The following is a 19,504-nucleotide window of genomic DNA, read 5'->3' on the forward strand; positions in this document are numbered from 1 at the left end:
CGATCCCCCTCTTCACTTCCGTCATATTACTCTGCGGGAGCCTTGGCGAGAATGTGACAGGTCACATGACTGCGGTTACTTCGTCCTCCACATATTGCCTGCTATACTAAGAATCAAGTTCTTCATCAAGAAAAGAAGCAGGGGATGCACATGTCAAAGGCCGATTTTTTCCAGCAGCTCCGGGCCCGTCTCCGCGGCTTGCCTCCGGAAGAGCAAGAAAACATTCTCGGCGTGTATGAGGATTTGTTCCGCCAGGCCGAAGCCGGCGGCAAAAGTGAAGAGGACATTATCCGATCTCTGGGCTTTATACCCGTTCCTGTGGAGCAGCCGCCCCACATGCAGAACCACCAGTTAAATGCAGCCCGCAAGGGGGGCTTGCGGCCTTACGCAGCAGCCGTCTCGCTGCTGCTGTTCAATCTGGTTTTCGCAGTGGCGCCTTTTTTGACCATAGCCTTGCTGTTGTTTTCTTTATCCCTGGTGGCCGTATTGTTTTCCTTCAGTGTGGTCTGGGTTATTATCGGAACGGGAATTCCCGCAACTGTGGATGTGCTGCTTCTGGAGATTTTCACCACCATGACATTAAGCGGGCTGGGAATTCTGCTGGGGGCTGCAATGTGGAAATTAAATATTGCCTTCTGGTCTGTGGTCAAACGCTATGTGGCCTTGAACCTCAGACTGGTCAGGGGGGATTAGGTTGAACTTGAGATGGAGTTTGAAGCAAATTGTAATGACGGCGCTGGCCTGTACCCTGATTGGGATCGGCGGGCTGATGCTTCTGTACCGGGTTGGAGTCATCGACAATGCCACTATAGACCTGGATGTTCAAAAGGAGCTGGATGTGTCAACCGTCCAAGCCTTCTCGCTGACGACGGATACGACTCCCATTACCGTGGTTTCCACCACCGGCGATCAATTGCGGATCAAGCTAAGCGGACGGGTCCGTGAAGCCGATGCGGAGTATGCCGCCATTGAGCTGGATAACCGGAGCGGTGAAGTAAAAGCGGTAGCCCGCACCACCAAGAAGTTTTCCATCGGGATTGACGTAACCCAGTTGTTCCAGCTGTTCTCTAACAACCTGGAGGTAACTGTGGAGCTGCCCGAGAAGGTATACCGCAGCCTTTCCTTTAGTGCCGATACAGGGAGGATTACCCTGCCGGCGCTTCAAGCGGATACACTGGAGATAAAGACTGACACCGGCGAGATTCGTCTGGACGGGTTTACCGGCAAAAGCCTTACAGCCCGGAGCGACACCGGCACGATGAGGCTGGACCACTTGTCCGCCAAGCTGGCGCTTCGCACGGATACCGGACATATTATTGCTGGACTGGATGCCCTTCCGGCTGCTGCTGATCTGCAGACCGATACGGGGGATATCCGCTTGAACCTGGCCAAGGTTATCCCGGCGGAATTAAAATTCGCCACAGATACCGGCCGGACCACCCTGCAGATTCCGTCGCAGGATCAGTTTAGCGCCAAACGGATGGAGAAACGCCGGCTGGAGGGCCAGCTGTCCGGCGGAGGTCCTCTGCTGCAGGCCCGTGCGGATACTGGAGATATTGAGCTTGTTGTGGAATAGTCATCCATGTCTTTTTATCAGATACAAAAAAATCCCCGGCACTCCTTTTAGGGAGCCCGGGGATTTTGTATTATTTGCTCTTTTCGGCATATTCCTTGTGCCAATCCTGAAGCTGCTGCAGCGCCGCTTCCGCACGCTCCACCGCTGCCGCCACCTGTACGGAGGCTGTGCCGCCGTAGACATTACGAGCGTTGACCACATGCTCCGGCTGAAGCACGTTGTAGATGTCGTCACCGAAGAGTTTGGAGAAGCTGTGGTATTCGGACAGCTCCAGATCCAGCAGATATTTCTTGTGCTCGATGCTGTACAGCACCAGCTTGCCGATGACTTCATGGGCTTGACGGAAGGGCATACCCTTGTTCACCAGATAGTCGGCAATATCGGTGGCATTGGAGAAGTCCTGGTTGACGGCCTGGCGCATCCGCTCCTTGTTCACCTTCATGGTGGAGATCATGGGAGCGAATAGCTGGAGGGCACCATCCAGAGTTTTGACGGTATCCAGCATGCCTTCCTTGTCCTCCTGCATGTCCTTGTTGTATGCCAGCGGCAGGGACTTCAGGACGGTCAGGAGACCCATCAGGTTGCCGTAGACCCGGCCTGTTTTGCCCCGGACCAGCTCCGGCACGTCGGGATTCTTCTTCTGCGGCATGATGCTTGAGCCGGTGCAGAAGGCGTCATCCAGCTCCACAAAGGCAAACTCATTGCTGGACCAGAGAATCAGCTCCTCGCTGAGCCGGGAAAGATGCATCATAATCAGGGAAGCGTTGCTCAGGAACTCCAGAATGAAGTCCCGGTCGCTTACGGCATCCAGACTGTTTTCGTAAACCCGTTCAAAACCCAACCGTCCGGCCACAAAATGCCGGTCGATAGGGAAGGTGGTGCCCGCCAGGGCACCTGCGCCAAGGGGCAGGGTGTTGACCCGCTTGTAGCTGTCGGTGAGACGCTCCGCATCCCGCTGGAACATGGAGACATACGCCATCAGATGATGGGCGAATAGAATCGGCTGAGCCCTCTGCAGATGGGTATACCCGGGGACAATGGTATCCAGATTGGCCTTAGCCTGTCCGATCAAGGCCTCCTGCAGCTTCGCCAGGAGTCCGACGAAATGGACCACCCGCTTGCGCAGGTACAAATGCATGTCCGTGGCCACCTGGTCATTGCGGCTGCGGCCCGTATGAAGCTTGCCGCCTACCGGTCCGATTTCGTCGATCAGCGCCTTTTCGATATTCATGTGGATGTCTTCGTCACCGATGGAGAATTCCTGCTCTCCGCGTTTAATCCGATTGGAGACCAGATGAAGGCCGTCCGTAATTTTCTCCACATCCGCCAGAGGCAAAATCCCGCATTTGCCCAGCATGGCCACATGGGCCAGGCTGCCTTGAATATCCTCCTCCGCCAGCTCCTTGTCGAAGGTAATGGAAGCTGTATATTCCTCCACCAGTTGATCCGTTTGTTTGGTAAAGCGTCCGCCCCACAATTTTGACACGCGCTTGCCCTCCTCTGTCTGCTCTCGCACTTACAATCTTCGTTCTATTATACACAATATGCAGCCATTTTTCTTTGCAAGAAACGGACTGCCGAACCCTCCGGCAGCCCGTCCCTTTACCTGCATACAATTGATTTATTTGGTTTGATCCACGCCGGAGGATACCTTCAACCGCAGCGCGTTCAGGCGGATAAAGCCGGTAGCGTCGTTTTGGTTGTAGGCTTGGGTCGGGTCGGCTTCCATGGTGGCGATGTTCGGGTTGTACAGACTCACCGGGCTCTTCACGCCGGCGCCGATCACATTGCCCTTGTACAGCTTCAGGCGTACGGTTCCGGTGACGTTCTTCTGGCTTTCGCTCACCAGGGCCTGCAGCGCCAGACGCTCCGGCGCAAACCAGAAGCCGTTGTACACCAGGGAGGCGTATTTGGAAATCAGGGAATCCCGCAAATGCATGACATCGCGGTCCATGGTGATGGATTCCATCTTCCTGTGGGCAGTGAAGAGGATCGTGCCGCCAGGGGTTTCATACACGCCGCGGCTCTTCATACCCACGAAGCGGTTCTCCACCATGTCCACACGGCCGATGCCGTGTTTGCCGCCCAGCTCGTTGAGCTTCTCCATAGCTTCGAGCGGGGTTACCGGCACGCCATTAATGGCGGTGCAGTCGCCTTGGGCGAATTCCAGCTCCACATATTCGGGCTGGTCCGGCGCATCCTCGGGAGCTACGCTCAGCACGAACATCCCCTTGTTGGACTCGGCGCTAGGATCAAACCAGGGGTCCTCCAGAATGCCGCTTTCGAAGCTGATATGCAGCAGGTTGCGGTCCGTGGAATAGGGTTTGGCTGCGGAAGCCTGTACGGGAATGCCGTGGGCTTCGGCATACGCAATCATTTCGGCGCGGCCCGGGAACTCTTCGCGGAACTGCTCGGAACGCCAAGGAGCGATGACCTCCAGCTCCGGAGCCAGGGCTGCCGCAGTCAGCTCAAAGCGGACTTGATCATTGCCCTTGCCGGTTGCGCCGTGGGCGATGGCGGTGGCGCCTTCGGCACGGGCGATTTCGACCATGCGCTTGGCGATCAGCGGACGGGCGATGCTGGTGCCCAGCAGGTATTGGCCCTCATACAGGGCGCCTGCCTGGAACATGGGGTAGATGAAGTCCTTGGCGAACTCATCACGCAGATCGTCGATGTACACCTTGGAGGCGCCTGTAGCCAGAGCCTTGGCCTCCAGGCCGTCCAGCTCATCCTTTTGACCGATATCGGCGGTAAAGGTAATGATCTCCGCATCATAGGTGTGCTTCAGCCAAGCCAGGATCACCGAGGTATCCAGACCGCCGGAATACGCGAGAACAATTTTTTGCTTTGCCATGTTAAGTTGATGCTCCTCTCAATTCACGTTTACCCTCTATTGTACACGATTATACCCTCAAATTGGCTGTGCCAATTTCGAGGCGGTCATAACCTTATCCGGCTAGTAGCTTGGACCAAGGTTATGACATAATCGCTGCCATAATTGCTTTTTGAGCGTGAAGCCGGTTTTCCGCCTCGTCGAAAATCTGGGAGTTAGGGCCATCGATGACTCCGGCACTGACCTCTTCGCCCCGGTGGGCGGGCAGACAGTGAAGGAACATATAATCCGGCTTGGCATGTTGCACCAGCTCTTCGTTCACCTGATACTCGGCGAAGGCCTTCTCCCGGATCTTCTGCTCTTCCTCAAAGCCCATGCTGGCCCACACATCGGTGTAGACAATATCCGCATCGGCAATTGCCTCACGGGTATCCCCGGTCACCAGCACGCTGCCGCCGGTGGAAGCCGCTACGGTCATGGAGCGTGCGGTCATTTCCGCATCCGGCAGATACCCTTCCGGCGCGGCAATGGCAAAGTGCATACCGAACTTGGCTGCACCCATCATCAGGGAGTGGGCCATATTGTTGCCATCGCCGATAAAAGCGACCTTGAGGCCGGCCAGCTTGCCCTTTTGCTCCAGCACCGTTTGGTAATCCGCCATAGCCTGGCAGGGATGGGACCAGTCGGTAAGAGCGTTGATGACGGGAACGGAGGCATACTTGGCCAGGTCCGTCAGGGTGGTGTGGGCGAAGGTCCGGATCATAATGCCGTCCACATAACGGGACAGCACCTGTGCCGTATCGGCAATGGGCTCGCCCCGGCCGATCTGCAGATCATTGCGGCTTAAGAACAGCGGATGCCCGCCCAGCTGGTACATGCCGACCTCGAAGGATACCCGTGTCCGGGTGGAGGATTTTTCGAAGATCATCCCCAGTGTTTTGCCCTTCAAGGGCTGGTAAACCTCGCCTGCCTTCTGCTTGCGCTTCAGCTCGATGGCGTAATCCAACAGATACTGCAATTCCTCGGTGGTAAAGTCCTCCAGGTCCAGGAAATCCCTGCCCCTGAGCTGTAACTGGTCATTTTGCTCCACAAACTGCGCCATGAATGGATTGAGCCCCTCTCCCGCTTAAAATAAAGGGTACACGCACCGCTTTACCCGTTCCGCGATGCTGCCCTGTTTCCTGATCGTTTCTTAGAGACTGTCACGAAATAAGTACCGCTAATTTGCCGACAAAACTCCCTGAGGGCTTTCCCAAGGAAAGCCGGCTTCGTAAGCATCAGCTACCCTTGGAGATTTTGTCAGCAAAAGCGGGTACTAATCTCCTGACAGCTCCTTACTCCGCTACGCCTGCTGCCTTCTTCGCCGCATGTTCGGCCAGCACCCGGCAGATGACGGCAATGCCCTCATCCAGCTCTTCCTTGGTAACCAGCAGATTAGGCAAAAGACGCACCACATTGGGGCCTGCCGGCACAACCAGCACTCCTGCCTGGTGAATGTCGGCGATAACCGCTGCCGTCGGCTCCGTACAAATCACACCGATCAAAAGCCCTAAACCGCGGACTTCCTTCACCAGCGGATTACCTGCTATTCCTTCCATCAGCTTGTCGATGGCGTAATGGCCCATCTCGGCAGCATGCTCCGGCAGCTTTTGACCGAGGATGATTTCCAGCGTCGCGATGGCCGCAGCCGAAACCAGCGGCGTTCCACCGAAGGTGGAGGCGTGCGCCCCAGCCGTGAAGGCGTCGCGCAGCTTGGCTTTGCCCAGCATAGCGCCCATAGGCAGCCCTGCAGCAATTCCCTTGGCCAGGGTGAAAATATCCGGCTCGATGCCGTAATGCTCATATGCAAACAGCTTGCCGGTCCGGCCCATTCCGGTTTGCACCTCGTCGACGATCAGGAGCAGATCATGCTCCTTGCAGAGCCTTACGATCTCGTCGATAAAGCCCTGCTCCGCCGTAATGACGCCGCCCTCGGCCTGCACCATCTCCAGCATAATGGCACAGGTTTTGTCCGTGATGCAGGAGGAGAGCGCCGCCGCATCGTTAAACGGGGCATAGACGAAGCCTTCAGGCAGCGGATGGAAGCCGTCCTTAACCTTGTCCTGTCCGGTGGCCGTCAGCGTCGCCAGAGTGCGCCCGTGGAAGGATTGGTGGAAGGTAATGATCTCATAGCGGTTTTTGCCCAAAATCTTGCTGTTGTAGCGGCGGGCCAGCTTAATGGCGGCTTCGTTGGCCTCCGCTCCGCTGTTACAGAAGAACACGTTGTCGGCGCAGCTGTTGTCCACCAGCATCCGGGCCAGCTTCTCCTGGTTCTCCGAATAAAACAGATTGCTCACATGCCACAACTGGTCCAATTGTGCGGCGATCCGTTCAGCTACCTGCTTAGGGGCATGCCCCAGACTGGTTACGGCCAGCCCGCTCATCAGATCCAGATACTCCTTGCCCTCCGAGTCCCACAGCCGGCTGCCCTCCCCCTTGACCATAGTAATGGGATAACGGGCATACGATGGAAAAATGGCACTTTCCTGATTGCTCACGTCACTCACTCTCCTTTCGCCTGAAACAGAATGTGTATGGGTTAAATCCTGATTGAACGGTTGTTGTTCGTGCACCTTCTTAACGTACGATCCGCGTACCTGCCGAACCCTCCGCAACTGCCTGCCGGAGAATACCCGGCTCGGCGCCGTTGACGATCAGGACCTCCTGCACCTCGCCCTGAATGCATTCCATGGCAGCCCGCACCTTAGGGATCATCCCCCCATAAATCTCACCGGAGGCAATCATGGCCTCAATCTCCGCTACTGTCACCACGGGAAGCACCCGTTTGACCCCTTCGCCGTCCGTCCGCAGGATGCCTGGCACGTCCGTCACCACCACCAGCCGGGAAACGCCCAGCTGGGACGCTACCGCACCCGCTGCCGTATCCGCGTTGATATTATACCGCTGGGCGCCGTCTTTACCAAGACCGACGGGAGCAATAACAGGGACATACCCCATATCCACAAGACTTTGGATCAGCTGTGCATTCACCCGGGTGACGTTGCCCACCAAACCCACCTCATGGGCATTGGGCACCGGCTCCGCTTCAATCAGCCGCCCGTCTGCGCCGGAGAGGCCTACCGCCTTGGCGCCGGACAATTGGATCCGCCGGACGATTTCCTTGTTGATTTTGCCCGCTAAAACCATCTCCACTACATCCAGCACCGCTTCGCTGGTTTTGCGCAGGCCGCCGACGAACTCCGACTCGATGCCCAGCCGGTTCAAGGTTTCGGAGATGGCCGGGCCGCCGCCGTGTACGATCACGGGCACAAAACCCTCCTCCGCCAGCTCCTTCATCTCCCGGAAGAAATCCTCCGGCAGAGCTGCCAGGGTGCTTCCCCCGCACTTGATCACGTAGGCCGAAGCCGTACGCTGCTGCTGATTGCTTATTTGCGTCACCTGTGTTGCGCCTCCTGTTCCGGTTCGGGCTTTGGTTTCGGTTTATGAGACTGGCCTTGCAGCCTCTATCTACGTCCGGTATGCCGCATTGATCCGCACATATTCGTAGCTGAGGTCACAGCCCCACGCTGTGGCGGTTTCCCGGCCCATATGCAGATTCACGTATATCTGAACCAGGTCTCCCCGCAGGTAAACCAGAGCCTTCTCTTCATCAAATTTCACCGGCCGGGATTGCTCCAGCGTCACCAGATCGCCGATGCGGATATCCACGGTTTCCGTATTCACCGGGTATCCGGCTCTACCGACGGCGGCAATAATCCGGCCCCAGTTGGCATCCGCGCCGAAGCAAGCGGACTTCACCAGAGAGGAACCGATCACCGTTTTGGCAATGGCCCGCGCCGCTTCCAGGGATTCAGCACCCGCCACGTTCACCTCAATGAGCTTGGTAGCTCCTTCACCGTCACGGGCAATGGCCTTGGCCAAATATTCACCCACATACCGAAAACCCTCGGCGAATGCCTCATAGTCGGGATGCGCTTCGGTCAGCTCTCCGCTGCCGGCCAGACCGCTGGCCATGGCCACTACCATATCGTTGGTACTGGTATCACCATCTACTGTAATCATATTGAAGGTGGTGTCCGTCACGCTGCCCAGCAGCTTCTGGAGACCCTCGGCACTGATCTTGGCATCAGTGGTGATAAAACCCAGCATGGTGGCCATGTTGGGGTGGATCATCCCAGAGCCTTTGGCCGCCCCGGCAATATGCACCGTCTCTCCGCCTACGGTCACTTGAACACAAACCAGCTTCTGCGCCAGGTCTGTGGTCATAATCGCCTGGCAGAAGTCCTCACTGCCGTCCGCCTTCAACACCTCCGGCAGGCCGGCAATGCCGTTACGGACCTTCTCCATGGGCAGCGGCTCGCCTATGACACCGGTGGAGGTCACCCCCGCCAGCTCCTCAGCCACACCGAAGGCCTTGGCAGCCAGCGCCCGCATCTCGTAGGCGTCAGCTTCCCCTTGTTTGCCGGTGCAGGCATTAGCATTGCCGCTGTTCACCAGCATCACCTGAAGCTTGCCGCCGTGGCCGATGCTCTCCCGGGTCACCGCAAGCGGCGCCGCCTGGAACTGGTTCAAGGTATACACACCCGCCGCCGCTGCAGGCACCTGGCATACAATGACGCCAAGGTCATAACGCTCCGTCTTCTTCAGGCCGCAATGCAGCCCGGCTGCCTTAAATCCCTGGGGCGTCGTGATGCCCCCGCCTTCCACTACGGCGAACCGCTTCGTCATTTCATTCATCCTCTCCTGTGATAACATGGTCCTTAGCCGGAGGCCGGATATGTTATGGAAGCCTCAAAATTGGTGCGACCAATTTGAGGGTCATCTTTGCTTTTCATTAGCTCTTTATCCTTACGGATACACCGGCGTAAACGCCAACCCCGCACCTTCGTCCCAGCCGAGCATCAGATTCAGGTTCTGCACCGCTTGGCCCGCTGCACCCTTCATCAGGTTATCGATTACCGACAGGATAGTGACGCGGCCTGTCCGCTCATCCACGGCAAAACCGATGTCGCAATAGTTGGAGCCCCACACTTCCTTGGTGGCGGGCCATTTGCCCTTGTCGCGGATACGCACGAAGCGCCGTCCTTCATAATACTCCCGGTACAGCTTGATAAAATCCTCTTCCGTATGCGTCCCTTGCACTGTGGCATACATGGTGCTCAGAATGCCTCGGGTCATCGGGGTCAAATGGGTAGAGAAGGTAACCGCCACATCCCGCCCGGCAATGCGCCCCAACGTTTGCTCAATTTCGGGAATATGCTGATGTTTGTTCAGCTTATACGGAGCCAGATTTTCGTTAATCTCCGCATAATGCACCGATAACCCCAGTCCGCGCCCTGCACCCGACACACCGGACTTGGCATCGATAATAATAGTCGCCGGATCGATCCAGCCAGCCTCTACCGCAGGGATCAGCCCCAGCAGAGTAGCAGTGGGATAACAGCCCGGGTTGGAGATAAAAGGTTTCCCCGGCACCTCCGCACCAAAAACCTCCGCCAGGCCATATACAGCCTCATCCAGATAGGCTTGTGCCGCAGGCTCTTTTTTGTACCACTTGCTGTATACATCGGGACTCTTCAGCCGGAAATCTCCCGACAGGTCAATCACCTTCAGCCCCGCCTCCAGCAGCTGCGGCGCAAGCTTGGCACTTACACCAGAGGGAGTAGCGGTAAAAACCACATCCGCCTTTTCCTTCATCTCCGCTACATCCACACCGTCCAGATTCTCCATCATAATCTGATTCAGATGGGGATATCCGTCGGCAATAGGCACGCCAGAGCTCGAGGAGGAAATTACCGAGGTAATCTCCACGTGGGGGTGCTGCAGCAGCAGCCGGATCAGCTCCACTCCCCCGTATCCGGTAGAACCGACAATGGCAACCCTGCATTTGGTTTGCGTCATTCGAATCCCTTCCTTTCCGCCGTCCAAAAAGATATGTATTATTATACGTTTCATGGTATAAAAATTCAATGCATTTTTCTTGACATTCTCCGGCGGTGTTCAGGTCTCCAGCTTAAATCCCTTGCCCAGCACCTCCCGGGTTTCGCTGATAATAATGAAGGCCGCCGGGTCCACATCCCGGACCAGCTCCTTCAGCCGTGAAACCTCATTCTGGCTGACCACCACCATCAGCACCGTCCGCTCTGCGCCGGTATATCCACCTGCTCCGTTCAGCCGGGTTAAACCCCGGTCCAGGTCATGAAGCACCGCTTCGGCGATAGCCTCTGTCTCCTCGGAGATGATATACGCCACCTTGGCGTAATTGAAGCCCAGTTGCACCACGTCAATAGTTTTGCTGGTTACATACAGACCGATCAGGGCGAACAAGGCTTTTTCCGCATCGAATACCAAACCCGCTGTCAGAATGACCAGCCCGTCCAACATGGCAACGGCAATCCCCAGACTGATTCCGGTAAAACGGTGGAGCAGCTGCGCCGCCAGATCCAGCCCTCCCGTGGAGCCCCGTCCGCGGAACACAATGCCCAACCCCACACCGATTCCGATCCCTCCATAAATCGTCGCCAGCAGCAGATTATCCGTCAGCGGCTCGCCGTTTTGCGTCAACAGTACAAACAGCGGGAGCACAAAGGATCCCACTGCCGTTTTCAGCCCGAATTGCTTGCCCAACAGTGATATTCCCAGCAAAAATTACGGGATGTTCAGCGCCCACTGGACCAGCGCGGGCTGGAAGCCGAACAGCTCCAGGGTGATTACGGAGATTCCTGTCACACCACCGGAGGCCACCTGATTGGGCTTCAGGCAGTAGTTGAAGCTTAGGGCGATAATCAGGGAGCCCAGCAGCAGCAGGCCGTACTCCAGCATATAATGGGCCGCGGTGCCCTTCCGGGGCGAAAAGGATTTTCTTCTGGCGGGAAGCCTTCGTATTCTGGCCGGTTCCTCCTGCGTCCCCTCCTTCCGGTGATGGTTGTCATATTCGTTTGTGGACATGCCTTCCCCTGCCTCCTGTATTCATGCATTCTCGCAAAAAAATCCTACACCGCCCGCCACCCCCTGCCGGTTCGGGTTCGGACTTGATGTAGGATTCTTTTTCCTGACAGCTTGTTAGAGACTGCGACGAAATAAGCTTATGCTTACGAAGTGGCGTTTGCTTTCGCAAACGCTCAAGTACCGCTAATTTGCTGACAAAACTCCCAAAACCGTGGAGATTTTGTCAGCAAAAGCGGGTACTAATTTCCTCCCAGCTCCTTACATATTATCGCTGTCGTTTTTGGTGTTGATTTGGCCCCGCAGATAAGCATCGATCAGAAAATCGATTTCCCCGTCCATCACCGATCCGATATTGCCGGATTCGGCGCCGGTCCGGTGATCCTTGACCATGCTGTAGGGGTGAAATACATAGGAGCGGATTTGGCTGCCCCAGGCAATATCCATCTGTACCCCGCGGATCTCAGCCAGATGCTGCTGCTGCTCCTCGATCTTCTTCTCGTAGAGCTTGGAACGGAGCATGGTCATACAGCGTTCTCTGTTCTGAATCTGGGAGCGTTCCGTCTGGCAGGAAACCACGATGCCTGTAGGCATGTGGGTAATCCGCACCGCGGACTCCGTTTTGTTGATATGCTGTCCGCCGGCACCGCTGGAGCGGTAGGTATCCACATGCAGATCCTCGGGGCGGATTTCAATCTCGATGGAATCGTCAATCTCCGGCATCACATCACAGGAGACAAAGGAGGTATGGCGGCGTCCTGAAGAGTCGAAGGGAGAAATCCGTACCAGCCGGTGGACCCCTTTCTCCGCCTTGAGATAGCCGTAAGCATTGAAGCCCTTGAAGAGAAGGGTGACACTCTTTACACCCGCTTCATCACCGGGAAGATAATCCACAACCTCAACCTTGAAGCCCCGTTTTTCACCCCAGCGGCGGTACATACGCAGAAGCATATCCGCCCAATCCTGGGATTCGGTGCCGCCTGCACCGGGATGAAGCTCCAGGTAGGCGTTCAGCTTATCGTAAGGCTGGTTCAACAGAAGCTGCAGCTCGTATTCATCCAGCTTCTTCATGAGAGCGGCAACACCGGTTCCCAATTCAGCAGCCAAACTGTCGTCCTGCTCTTCCTCCACCAGCTCCCGGGTCAGCTCCAGGTCCTCGTACTGGTTGCTCAGCTCGGTGAATTCCTCCACCACAGCTTTGATGGCATTCAGTTCGCCGATAATCTTCTGCGCCCGGTCATTGTCATCCCAGAAATCGGGAGCCGTCATCTTTTCCTCATAATCCGAAATTTGCTCCTGCTTCAGATCTAAGTCAAAGAGACCCCCTAAGGTTTGTGAGTCGCTCCGCAATCTCGCGGAGGTCTTGCTTTATTTCAGGTTCCAGCATACTGCATACACCTCATTCGGATTTCTATAATGTTCAGCCTGCACCATGGCAGTTCTTGTATTTTTTGCCGCTGCCGCAAGGGCAGAGCTCGTTGCGTCCAACCTTTTCATCACGCCGAGCAGGGGACTTATCTGCAGCAACCTGGCCTTCGGCCACAGCCTGGCGTTCGATATTGGCTTCCACGTGAGCCTTCATAATATAAGTGGAAACTTCCTCTTGGATGGAATCGATCATCTCCTGGAACATCTGGAAGCCTTCCTTTTGGTACTCGCGCAGCGGATCGGTACCGCCATAAGCACGCAGGTGGATACCTTGACGGAGCTGGTCCATGGCGTCGATGTGATCCATCCACTTGGAGTCCACGGCACGCAGCACAACCACCTTCTCAAACTCCCGCATCAGCTCGCCCAGCTGCTCTTCACGGGCATTGTACAGGGGGTCCACCATCCCCTTAAGCTGCTCGACAACTTCTTCCTTTTCCTTGCCCCACAGGTCGTCGCGGGAGATTGTACCTTCCTGCAGGAAGGTGCGGTTGCAGTATTCCACCACTGCCTCCAAATCCCACTCTTCGGGAATCACATCGTCGCCGCAGTGGGCGTCCACAATGCGGTCAATAGTTTCGTTAATCATGCCTACCACTACATCGCGGAGGTTCTCGGATTCAAGGATTTCCTTCCGCTGCTTGTAAATGATGTTCCGCTGCTGGTTCATGACATCGTCATACTGCAGGACGTTGCGCCGTGCGTCGAAGTTATTGCCTTCCACCCGCTTCTGGGCAGATTCGACGGCGCGGGTAATCATCTTGCTCTCGATAGGCATGTCTTCCTCAAAACCAAGCCGGTCCATCATCCCCATGATGTTCTCGGCGCCGAACCGGCGCATGAGTTCATCCTCCATAGACAGATAGAACTGGGAGGAGCCCGGGTCGCCTTGGCGTCCGGAACGGCCCCGCAGCTGGTTATCGATCCGGCGGCTCTCATGGCGCTCCGTACCTATAATATGCAGCCCGCCCAGATCGGCTACTCCCGTTCCGAGCAAAATGTCTGTACCACGGCCAGCCATATTGGTAGAAATAGTAACGGCGCCAGGCTGACCGGCCTTCGCCACGATTTCCGCTTCTTCTTTATGATACTTGGCATTCAACACCTGGTGCTGAACGCCTTTTTTCTTCAGCATGGCCGACAGCTTCTCGGAGTTCTCGATGGAGACCGTACCGACCAGCACCGGTTGTTTGTTCTGGTGGCGCTTGACGATTTCCTCCACCACTGCACGGAACTTGCTGCCTTCGGATTTGTAGACCACGTCCGGCAGATCCTTCCGGATCATCGGCCGGTTGGTGGGCACGACCACAACCTCCAGGCCGTAAATCTTCTTGAATTCCTCTTCCTCGGTCTTCGCCGTACCGGTCATACCGGCAAGCTTGCGGTACATCCGGAAGTAGTTCTGGAAGGTGATGGTAGCCAGGGTCATGCTTTCGTTCTGGATCTTAATGCCTTCCTTGGCTTCGATGGCTTGATGCAACCCGTCGCTGTACCGGCGGCCTACCATGAGGCGTCCGGTGAATTCGTCGACGATAATAACTTCCTCCGACCCGTCCTCATCCACCTGCACCACATAGTCCACGTCGCGCTTCATAATGGCGTGGGCCTTCAGGCCTTGGGTCACATGGTGGTTGATGGTTACATTGGCGTGATCGAAGAGGTTCTCGATATCGAAATAGCTCTCCGCCTTGGCTACACCCGCTTCCGTGAGGGTAACCGACTTCAGCTTCACATCCACATTGTAGTCCAGCTCGTCCTTCAGCGTCATCACAAACCGGTTAGCTGTTACATACAAGTCCGTGGACTTGGAGGCTTGTCCGGAAATAATAAGAGGCGTCCGCGCTTCATCCACCAGAATGGAGTCGACTTCGTCCACAATGGCATAATAAAGGGGCCGCTGCACCATTTGCTCTTTATACAGAACCATGTTGTCCCGCAGGTAATCGAAGCCGAACTCATTGTTCGTCCCGTATGTGATGTCACAGGCATACGCGGCCTGCTTGTCCTCATGGCTCATTTGCGCCAGGTTCAGACCCACAGTCATTCCCAGGAAATTATATATTTTACCCATTTCGTCCCGGCCCACGGTGGCCAGATAATCATTGACCGTTACCAGATGGACACCTTTGCCTGTAAGGGCGTTCAAATACAAGGGCAAGGCGGCGGTTTGGGTTTTGCCTTCACCAGTTTTCATCTCGGAAATACGGCCGCTGTGGAGCACCATACCACCGATCAATTGCACATCAAAGTGGCGTTTGCCCAGCACCCGCTTGGAGGCTTCCCGGACGACAGCAAAAGCATCGGTGAGGACATTGTCCAGTTCTTCCCCTTTGGCCACACGTTCCTTCAGTACCTCGGTCTGCGCACGAAGCTCCTCATCGGACATGGCCTGATATTTCGGTTCAAGGGAGTTGATGATTTCCACGTTCCTCATCATCTTCTTGATTTCTCTCTCGTTGGCGTCGCCAAAAATTTTCTTTACGAGTCCCAGCATGGGCGTACTACCCCTTTCAACATCCATTATCGATGGACACACATACAGAAATTGTAACAGTTTCGTCCCCCGGTAGCAACAGCACATCCTGCCAGCTGCCGGCCAAGCTGCACACATAACTCTTATTATACGCAAGAAATGTCCGGGCGTTTCATTTTCTCTACCGATGTCACCCGCACGCCATATATAAAAGGCCTGACCGGTAACGGCCAAGCCTTGGATAATCAGGTCAAAATGGAATTATTGAGCCGGCTCGATCAAGCCGTACTTGCCATCGGCACGCTTATACACTACATTCACCTGGGACGAGTCCGAGTTGGCAAAAACAAAGAAGGTGTGTCCCACCATGTTCATCTGGAGGATTGCTTCCTCCACATCCATGGGCTTCAGCGTAAACCGCTTCGTCCGGACGACCTCATACTCATCTTCTTCCTCCAACAGATGTACGGGGGTAACCACATCATCCTTAAACAAGTTCTTGTAGCCGGATTCCTGGCGGATCTTGCGATTCACCTTGGTCTTGTGCTTGCGGATCTGGCGCTCCAGTTTGTCTACCACCAGGTCAATGGAGGCATACATGTCGTCGCTCTTCTCCTCCGCACGGAGCAGAACACCAGTCAAGGGAATGGTCACCTCAACGCTCTGCTTCTCCCGGATGACGCTCAACGTTACATTCACTTCAGATGTAGGGGGAGCTTCGAAATACCTTTCGAGCCGGCCGAGCTTTTTCTCCACGTAGTCACGCAATGCTTCCGTAACCTCAATGCGATCGCCTCTGATGCTGAATTTCATGGATAAACTCCTCCTTTCTCTCTCTAGTATATCCTATTCGCCGCCCATCTTCAAAAACCCTTTACATTGGCCAAAACATTTTTATTCCCAGGGTTAGAAGCTTACGAAATTGGGAATACCTGATATCAAACAGAAAAACACCCCGAACGAATCGGGGTGCCTCTCTGCTTATGGGACCATTTATTCAAGCGGTCACCCAGACCGGTTGATTACAGTTTTACCACATTAGCTGCTTGCGGACCGCGTGCGCCTTCAACGATATCAAATTCCACTTCTTGTCCTTCTTCGAGGGTCTTGAAACCTTCGGATTGGATTGCGGAGAAGTGAACGAATACGTCGCCGCCATCTTCGCGTTCGATGAAGCCATAGCCTTTTTCTGCGTTAAACCATTTCACTTTACCTTGCATGCAGAACATTCCCTTCGTGTTCAAGTAGCTGTGAGTCATGCTCACAACCTGATGATATCACCGGATGTAACCGATGTCAATTGAAATGAAGCCCCCCAAAAGCCATTCGACAAAACTAGATATTATTCTCCTCAATTTTCTAAAAATTCCGGTATGCACACGATAAGCACATTCTATGCACTCTATGAAACCTTGTTTTCATTGACTATCCACAAAGTTATGCACATTATCCACAGGCTGGGGATAAATTTGTGCACAGGTTGTGGGGATTTTTTTGTTGCCTTTGTTCGATTCTTGTCTATCTATGCCCCCGTTTGGCTTACCGGCCGCCTCTCTTTACTCCGTAACCGGTCCCTGATCCGCGTCTCTGTTTCTTCAATATATATCACGGTCCTCTTCGCGAATATGCTATGATAGAAATCAGAATAAAGAGACAGGGAGACAGACGTATGGACTTAACTTCAATCGGAACCAGAATCAGAACGCTCCGTATGGGCACTGGTCTTTCGATGAAAGCGCTGGCGGAGAAAATTACGGAACAAACCGGTGTAACCATATCCTCCGGGCAAATCAGCGATTGGGAGAACAGCTACAAGAATCCCTCTGCCCCCGGGTTAATTGCCTTATCCCTGTTCTTCCAGGTTTCCGCCGACTGGCTTCTCAAGGGCAGCGATCTTCCCGAGGACCAAATGGAGCTGATCCGCCTGTTTCACGAGCTGTCCGACCTGGATCAGGCCTTCGTCAAGCGGTACTTCCAGCTTGCTCTGCTGGACAAGGACATCTCACTGCCAACGGGGAAAATTCCCAACAAGCTTTTGCGCCGCTCCAAGGCCCTTTCCTTACAGAAGCTGCCGGCTGTCCGGGAGGACGCCTCTGCATATACCCTGGATGCAGGGCGGATTATTCCCCTGCTTAAGCCGGAGTCTGCCGGTACTGCCGCAGATTGGCTGAAGCATATCCAGGGTTATCTCCATGTTGCAGAGCCCCTGGAGTATTGTTTTGCCATTCCGGTTCCCTCTGGAAAGGACATCCTGGAACAGGAAAACGGCACCGGCATCCATTATGCCATTGTCCAGCCGCAGGAACGGTACGAACACGGCGAACCTGTAGCAGTCCACACCGCATCGGGGATTACAATAGAAGCCTTCGATGACACACTTGGCCTCGCCGTGATCGGCAGGATTATTAATGAAGCAGCTCCTCCTTCAAAATAAACGCCCGCAGCAGCTCCGTATTATTGGCCAGTGCCTTACAAATATGGTGGACACTGTATTCGTCCGCTTTGACCGAAAGCAGCAGATACACCAGCTCCTGCTGGCCAGGACGGTTGTTCAGTCTTAATATGAAATCCCAAGCCTTCTTATGAATGTAAAAGGATCTGCAGCGGGAGACTAGCATTACTTCCTTCTTCCGCTGGTCACCGGCACGGAACCGCTCCAGCTCCTCCCGCCACATCTCCCGCCCTACCCCCATAATATAAGCGCTGACTTCCCCCAGCTTCTCCATTAAACGGGGATGGATGCGGTCTCCCCATGTCCATCCGATTAGCCCCTCCACCTGATCAATATCGTAACCGTGGGACTGACTTTGCTCCAGATCATCCATAATCAGCCCCATCTTCTCCAGGAAAGCATTCCTTCTACCCCCCCTCATAGATTCCGCGCGCCGCTCCAAAACTGCATCCATATCACAGCAGTCCCCTAGCTCCGCCCTCAACAGGTCCACAACCTCGTAATAGGAATATCCCGTCCGCAAGGGCTCCTTCACCCCTGCTACCGTAAGAATAACCCTTCCCAGCATGGAATAGACCGTCTCCGGTATTTCCCGCCGCGGCTCCAGCAATCCGGAAAACCGCCTATGCTCCTTCTGCTCCGGAGCTTCCGGCCACCCCAATTGAAGGACAACCTCAGCGAAAGATGCAGCATCAAAGTTGCAGCCCTTCCGGTCCAGCACACAAATCCGGCAGGCCTCTGCCAAAGGAAAGCCCTGGAGCAGAAACTCTTGCAACACCTTACGGAAACCCATCATCCCCACCGGATGCTCCCGAAACCGGGCAAGATAATAAGAACGAATCACCGAAACGGAAAATTGCCCTCTCATAAACGCGCCCCGCTCCTCATCCGAGTCCACCAGGGACAGCCTCATCCACGCCTCCAACGCGCTTACCTCATTGCGCACCAGCGGACGAATCCGATTCAATAACCGGCTGGCATCACACCGTTCGGAAGCCGTAATCGGTTGCTGCAGGATCGCATTCGCCCACCCCACCGCAGACATCATCTGCTCCCATGTTACGTCCCCCGTCACCACAGCCTTTCCCGGGAAGCGGCTTTCTATTAAACAAGCAATTGCCAACACATACAAATGATACGGATGTCCTTTCGTCTTCCCATCAAAAACCACCACAGCGCCACCCGCATCCGCAGCGGCCGGCTCCAGCCACTCCTCCTCCAGCAAACCGGCCAACACATCCGTTCTACTCCCCCCGCCACGCCGGGACAGCCTACTCCGGTACACTTCCAGACTCCTCACCAGCTCGAAGGATTCCCCAGTCTGCAGCGACACCTCATCCCCGAACACATGCCACCCGACACCATTCCCCGCCTGCTTCAACAGCCGCTCCCTGGAGCGGTCCACATAGGACCACAACACCTTATACGTCTCCTCATCAACCAGCAAATCCAAAAAAGGATACGCCCCCACCAGCAGCAGCGACTCCTCATACACCCGCTCCCACTCAACCGGCTCCATCTCCATCGGCAGAATCTCCAACCGGATGTAACCTCCCATCTCCCAGCCCTCCCCCGATTGCCGAAACAACCACTCCTAAATGAGATTGAAAAAACTTATTTTTGCCTATTATAAACCTATTTAGGAGCGTTGGGCAATGTGTTGGGTGGGGGTGGGAATGAGAAAAACAATATTCACAGAAATGGAAAAGGGCCCATTCCGAGGGTTCGGAAATGGGCTATTTGTTGCTGTCTATTAAGACTTGGATTACAATTGCCCCGTTCCGGGGATTCGTCATC

The 19,504-nt window shown here is 55.1% G+C and carries 15 protein-coding genes and 1 pseudogene; 3 read left to right on the forward strand and 13 right to left on the reverse strand.

All coding sequences use genetic code 11. The annotated features are described in order from the left end of the window. Window positions 1–150 precede the first annotated feature (150 nt). On the forward strand, window positions 151–693 hold the full coding sequence (locus tag ACI1P1_RS20325; protein WP_416218276.1) for an HAAS signaling domain-containing protein: 543 nt from the start codon (window positions 151–153) through the stop codon (window positions 691–693). 1 nt (window position 694) lies between these two features. Then, a complete protein-coding gene (locus ACI1P1_RS20330; protein WP_416218277.1) occupies window positions 695–1,576 on the forward strand; it encodes a DUF4097 family beta strand repeat-containing protein in 882 nt (293 codons plus the stop codon). 70 nt (window positions 1,577–1,646) lie between these two features. Here the strand turns inward: ACI1P1_RS20330 and argH are convergent, their stop codons facing one another. The 12 genes and pseudogenes from argH to ACI1P1_RS20390 form a co-directional block, all read right to left on the reverse strand. After that, window positions 1,647–3,062 carry an argininosuccinate lyase gene (gene argH / locus ACI1P1_RS20335; RefSeq protein WP_416218278.1) on the reverse strand — a complete coding sequence of 472 codons (1,416 nt, stop codon included), beginning with the start codon at window positions 3,060–3,062 and terminating at the stop codon, window positions 1,647–1,649. A gap of 135 nt (window positions 3,063–3,197) precedes the next feature. Beyond that, entirely contained in the window at window positions 3,198–4,430 is a 1,233-nt protein-coding gene (locus ACI1P1_RS20340) for an argininosuccinate synthase (protein ID WP_416218279.1), read from the reverse strand. A 121-nt stretch (window positions 4,431–4,551) separates the two neighbouring features. Beyond that, window positions 4,552–5,511, reverse strand: a complete 960-nt coding sequence (gene argF / locus ACI1P1_RS20345) for an ornithine carbamoyltransferase (RefSeq protein ID WP_416218280.1) — start codon at window positions 5,509–5,511, stop codon at window positions 4,552–4,554. A gap of 232 nt (window positions 5,512–5,743) precedes the next feature. Continuing rightward, the gene (locus tag ACI1P1_RS20350) at window positions 5,744–6,946 is read right to left on the reverse strand and encodes an acetylornithine transaminase (protein WP_416218281.1); all 1,203 of its coding nucleotides are present in this window, start codon (window positions 6,944–6,946) and stop codon (window positions 5,744–5,746) included. 79 nt (window positions 6,947–7,025) lie between these two features. Beyond that, the gene (gene argB / locus ACI1P1_RS20355; protein WP_416218282.1) at window positions 7,026–7,847 is read right to left on the reverse strand and encodes an acetylglutamate kinase; all 822 of its coding nucleotides are present in this window, start codon (window positions 7,845–7,847) and stop codon (window positions 7,026–7,028) included. Between the two features lie 69 nt (window positions 7,848–7,916). After that, complete coding sequence (argJ, locus tag ACI1P1_RS20360) at window positions 7,917–9,137, reverse strand: bifunctional glutamate N-acetyltransferase/amino-acid acetyltransferase ArgJ (protein ID WP_416218283.1); 1,221 nt, start codon at window positions 9,135–9,137, stop codon at window positions 7,917–7,919. 120 nt (window positions 9,138–9,257) lie between these two features. Continuing rightward, a complete protein-coding gene (gene argC, locus ACI1P1_RS20365; protein ID WP_416218284.1) occupies window positions 9,258–10,310 on the reverse strand; it encodes an N-acetyl-gamma-glutamyl-phosphate reductase in 1,053 nt (350 codons plus the stop codon). 99 nt (window positions 10,311–10,409) lie between these two features. Continuing rightward, window positions 10,410–11,231: pseudogene (locus ACI1P1_RS20370) on the reverse strand (YitT family protein). A 384-nt stretch (window positions 11,232–11,615) separates the two neighbouring features. After that, window positions 11,616–12,741 (reverse strand): peptide chain release factor 2 gene (prfB, locus tag ACI1P1_RS20375; RefSeq protein WP_416218285.1). Its coding sequence is split into 2 segments (ribosomal slippage): window positions 11,616–12,668 and window positions 12,670–12,741, totalling 1,125 coding nucleotides; the frame shifts between segments, so codons are not numbered across the junction. 33 nt (window positions 12,742–12,774) lie between these two features. Then, a complete protein-coding gene (gene secA / locus ACI1P1_RS20380; RefSeq protein WP_416218286.1) occupies window positions 12,775–15,276 on the reverse strand; it encodes a preprotein translocase subunit SecA in 2,502 nt (833 codons plus the stop codon). Between the two features lie 240 nt (window positions 15,277–15,516). Next, entirely contained in the window at window positions 15,517–16,068 is a 552-nt protein-coding gene (gene hpf / locus ACI1P1_RS20385; protein ID WP_416218287.1) for a ribosome hibernation-promoting factor, HPF/YfiA family, read from the reverse strand. 209 nt (window positions 16,069–16,277) lie between these two features. Continuing rightward, window positions 16,278–16,475 carry a cold shock domain-containing protein gene (locus ACI1P1_RS20390; RefSeq protein ID WP_113019406.1) on the reverse strand — a complete coding sequence of 66 codons (198 nt, stop codon included), beginning with the start codon at window positions 16,473–16,475 and terminating at the stop codon, window positions 16,278–16,280. Window positions 16,476–16,924: 449 nt separating this feature from the next. Between ACI1P1_RS20390 and ACI1P1_RS20395 the strand changes: the two genes are divergently transcribed. After that, on the forward strand, window positions 16,925–17,689 hold the full coding sequence (locus ACI1P1_RS20395) for a helix-turn-helix domain-containing protein (protein WP_416218288.1): 765 nt from the start codon (window positions 16,925–16,927) through the stop codon (window positions 17,687–17,689). On the opposite strand, the gene ACI1P1_RS20400 is transcribed toward ACI1P1_RS20395, so the two are convergent. Beyond that, the gene (locus ACI1P1_RS20400; RefSeq protein WP_416218289.1) at window positions 17,661–19,265 is read right to left on the reverse strand and encodes a hypothetical protein; all 1,605 of its coding nucleotides are present in this window, start codon (window positions 19,263–19,265) and stop codon (window positions 17,661–17,663) included. The two genes, ACI1P1_RS20395 and ACI1P1_RS20400, sit on opposite strands and share 29 nt — an antisense overlap. Window positions 19,266–19,504 lie beyond the last annotated feature (239 nt).

It is taken from the genome of Paenibacillus mesotrionivorans (assembly GCF_046098205.1).
GTDB lineage: Bacteria > Bacillota > Bacilli > Paenibacillales > NBRC-103111 > Paenibacillus_AR > Paenibacillus_AR mesotrionivorans.

What these genes read in the sequence shown, in the direction of transcription:
- ACI1P1_RS20340 (WP_416218279.1), bottom strand. Translation starts at nt 4,430, where the DNA reads ATGGCAAAGCAAAAAATTGTTCTCGCGTATTCCGGCGGTCTGGATACC.
- ACI1P1_RS20390 (WP_113019406.1), bottom strand. Translation starts at nt 16,475, where the DNA reads ATGCAAGGTAAAGTGAAATGGTTTAACGCAGAAAAAGGCTATGGCTTC.
- ACI1P1_RS20395 (WP_416218288.1), top strand. Translation starts at nt 16,925, where the DNA reads ATGGACTTAACTTCAATCGGAACCAGAATCAGAACGCTCCGTATGGGC.
- argF (WP_416218280.1), bottom strand. Translation starts at nt 5,511, where the DNA reads ATGGCGCAGTTTGTGGAGCAAAATGACCAGTTACAGCTCAGGGGCAGG.
- argC (WP_416218284.1), bottom strand. Translation starts at nt 10,310, where the DNA reads ATGACGCAAACCAAATGCAGGGTTGCCATTGTCGGTTCTACCGGATAC.
- argJ (WP_416218283.1), bottom strand. Translation starts at nt 9,137, where the DNA reads ATGACGAAGCGGTTCGCCGTAGTGGAAGGCGGGGGCATCACGACGCCC.
- ACI1P1_RS20400 (WP_416218289.1), bottom strand. Translation starts at nt 19,265, where the DNA reads ATGGGAGGTTACATCCGGTTGGAGATTCTGCCGATGGAGATGGAGCCG.
- secA (WP_416218286.1), bottom strand. Translation starts at nt 15,276, where the DNA reads ATGCTGGGACTCGTAAAGAAAATTTTTGGCGACGCCAACGAGAGAGAA.
- ACI1P1_RS20325 (WP_416218276.1), top strand. Translation starts at nt 151, where the DNA reads ATGTCAAAGGCCGATTTTTTCCAGCAGCTCCGGGCCCGTCTCCGCGGC.
- hpf (WP_416218287.1), bottom strand. Translation starts at nt 16,068, where the DNA reads ATGAAATTCAGCATCAGAGGCGATCGCATTGAGGTTACGGAAGCATTG.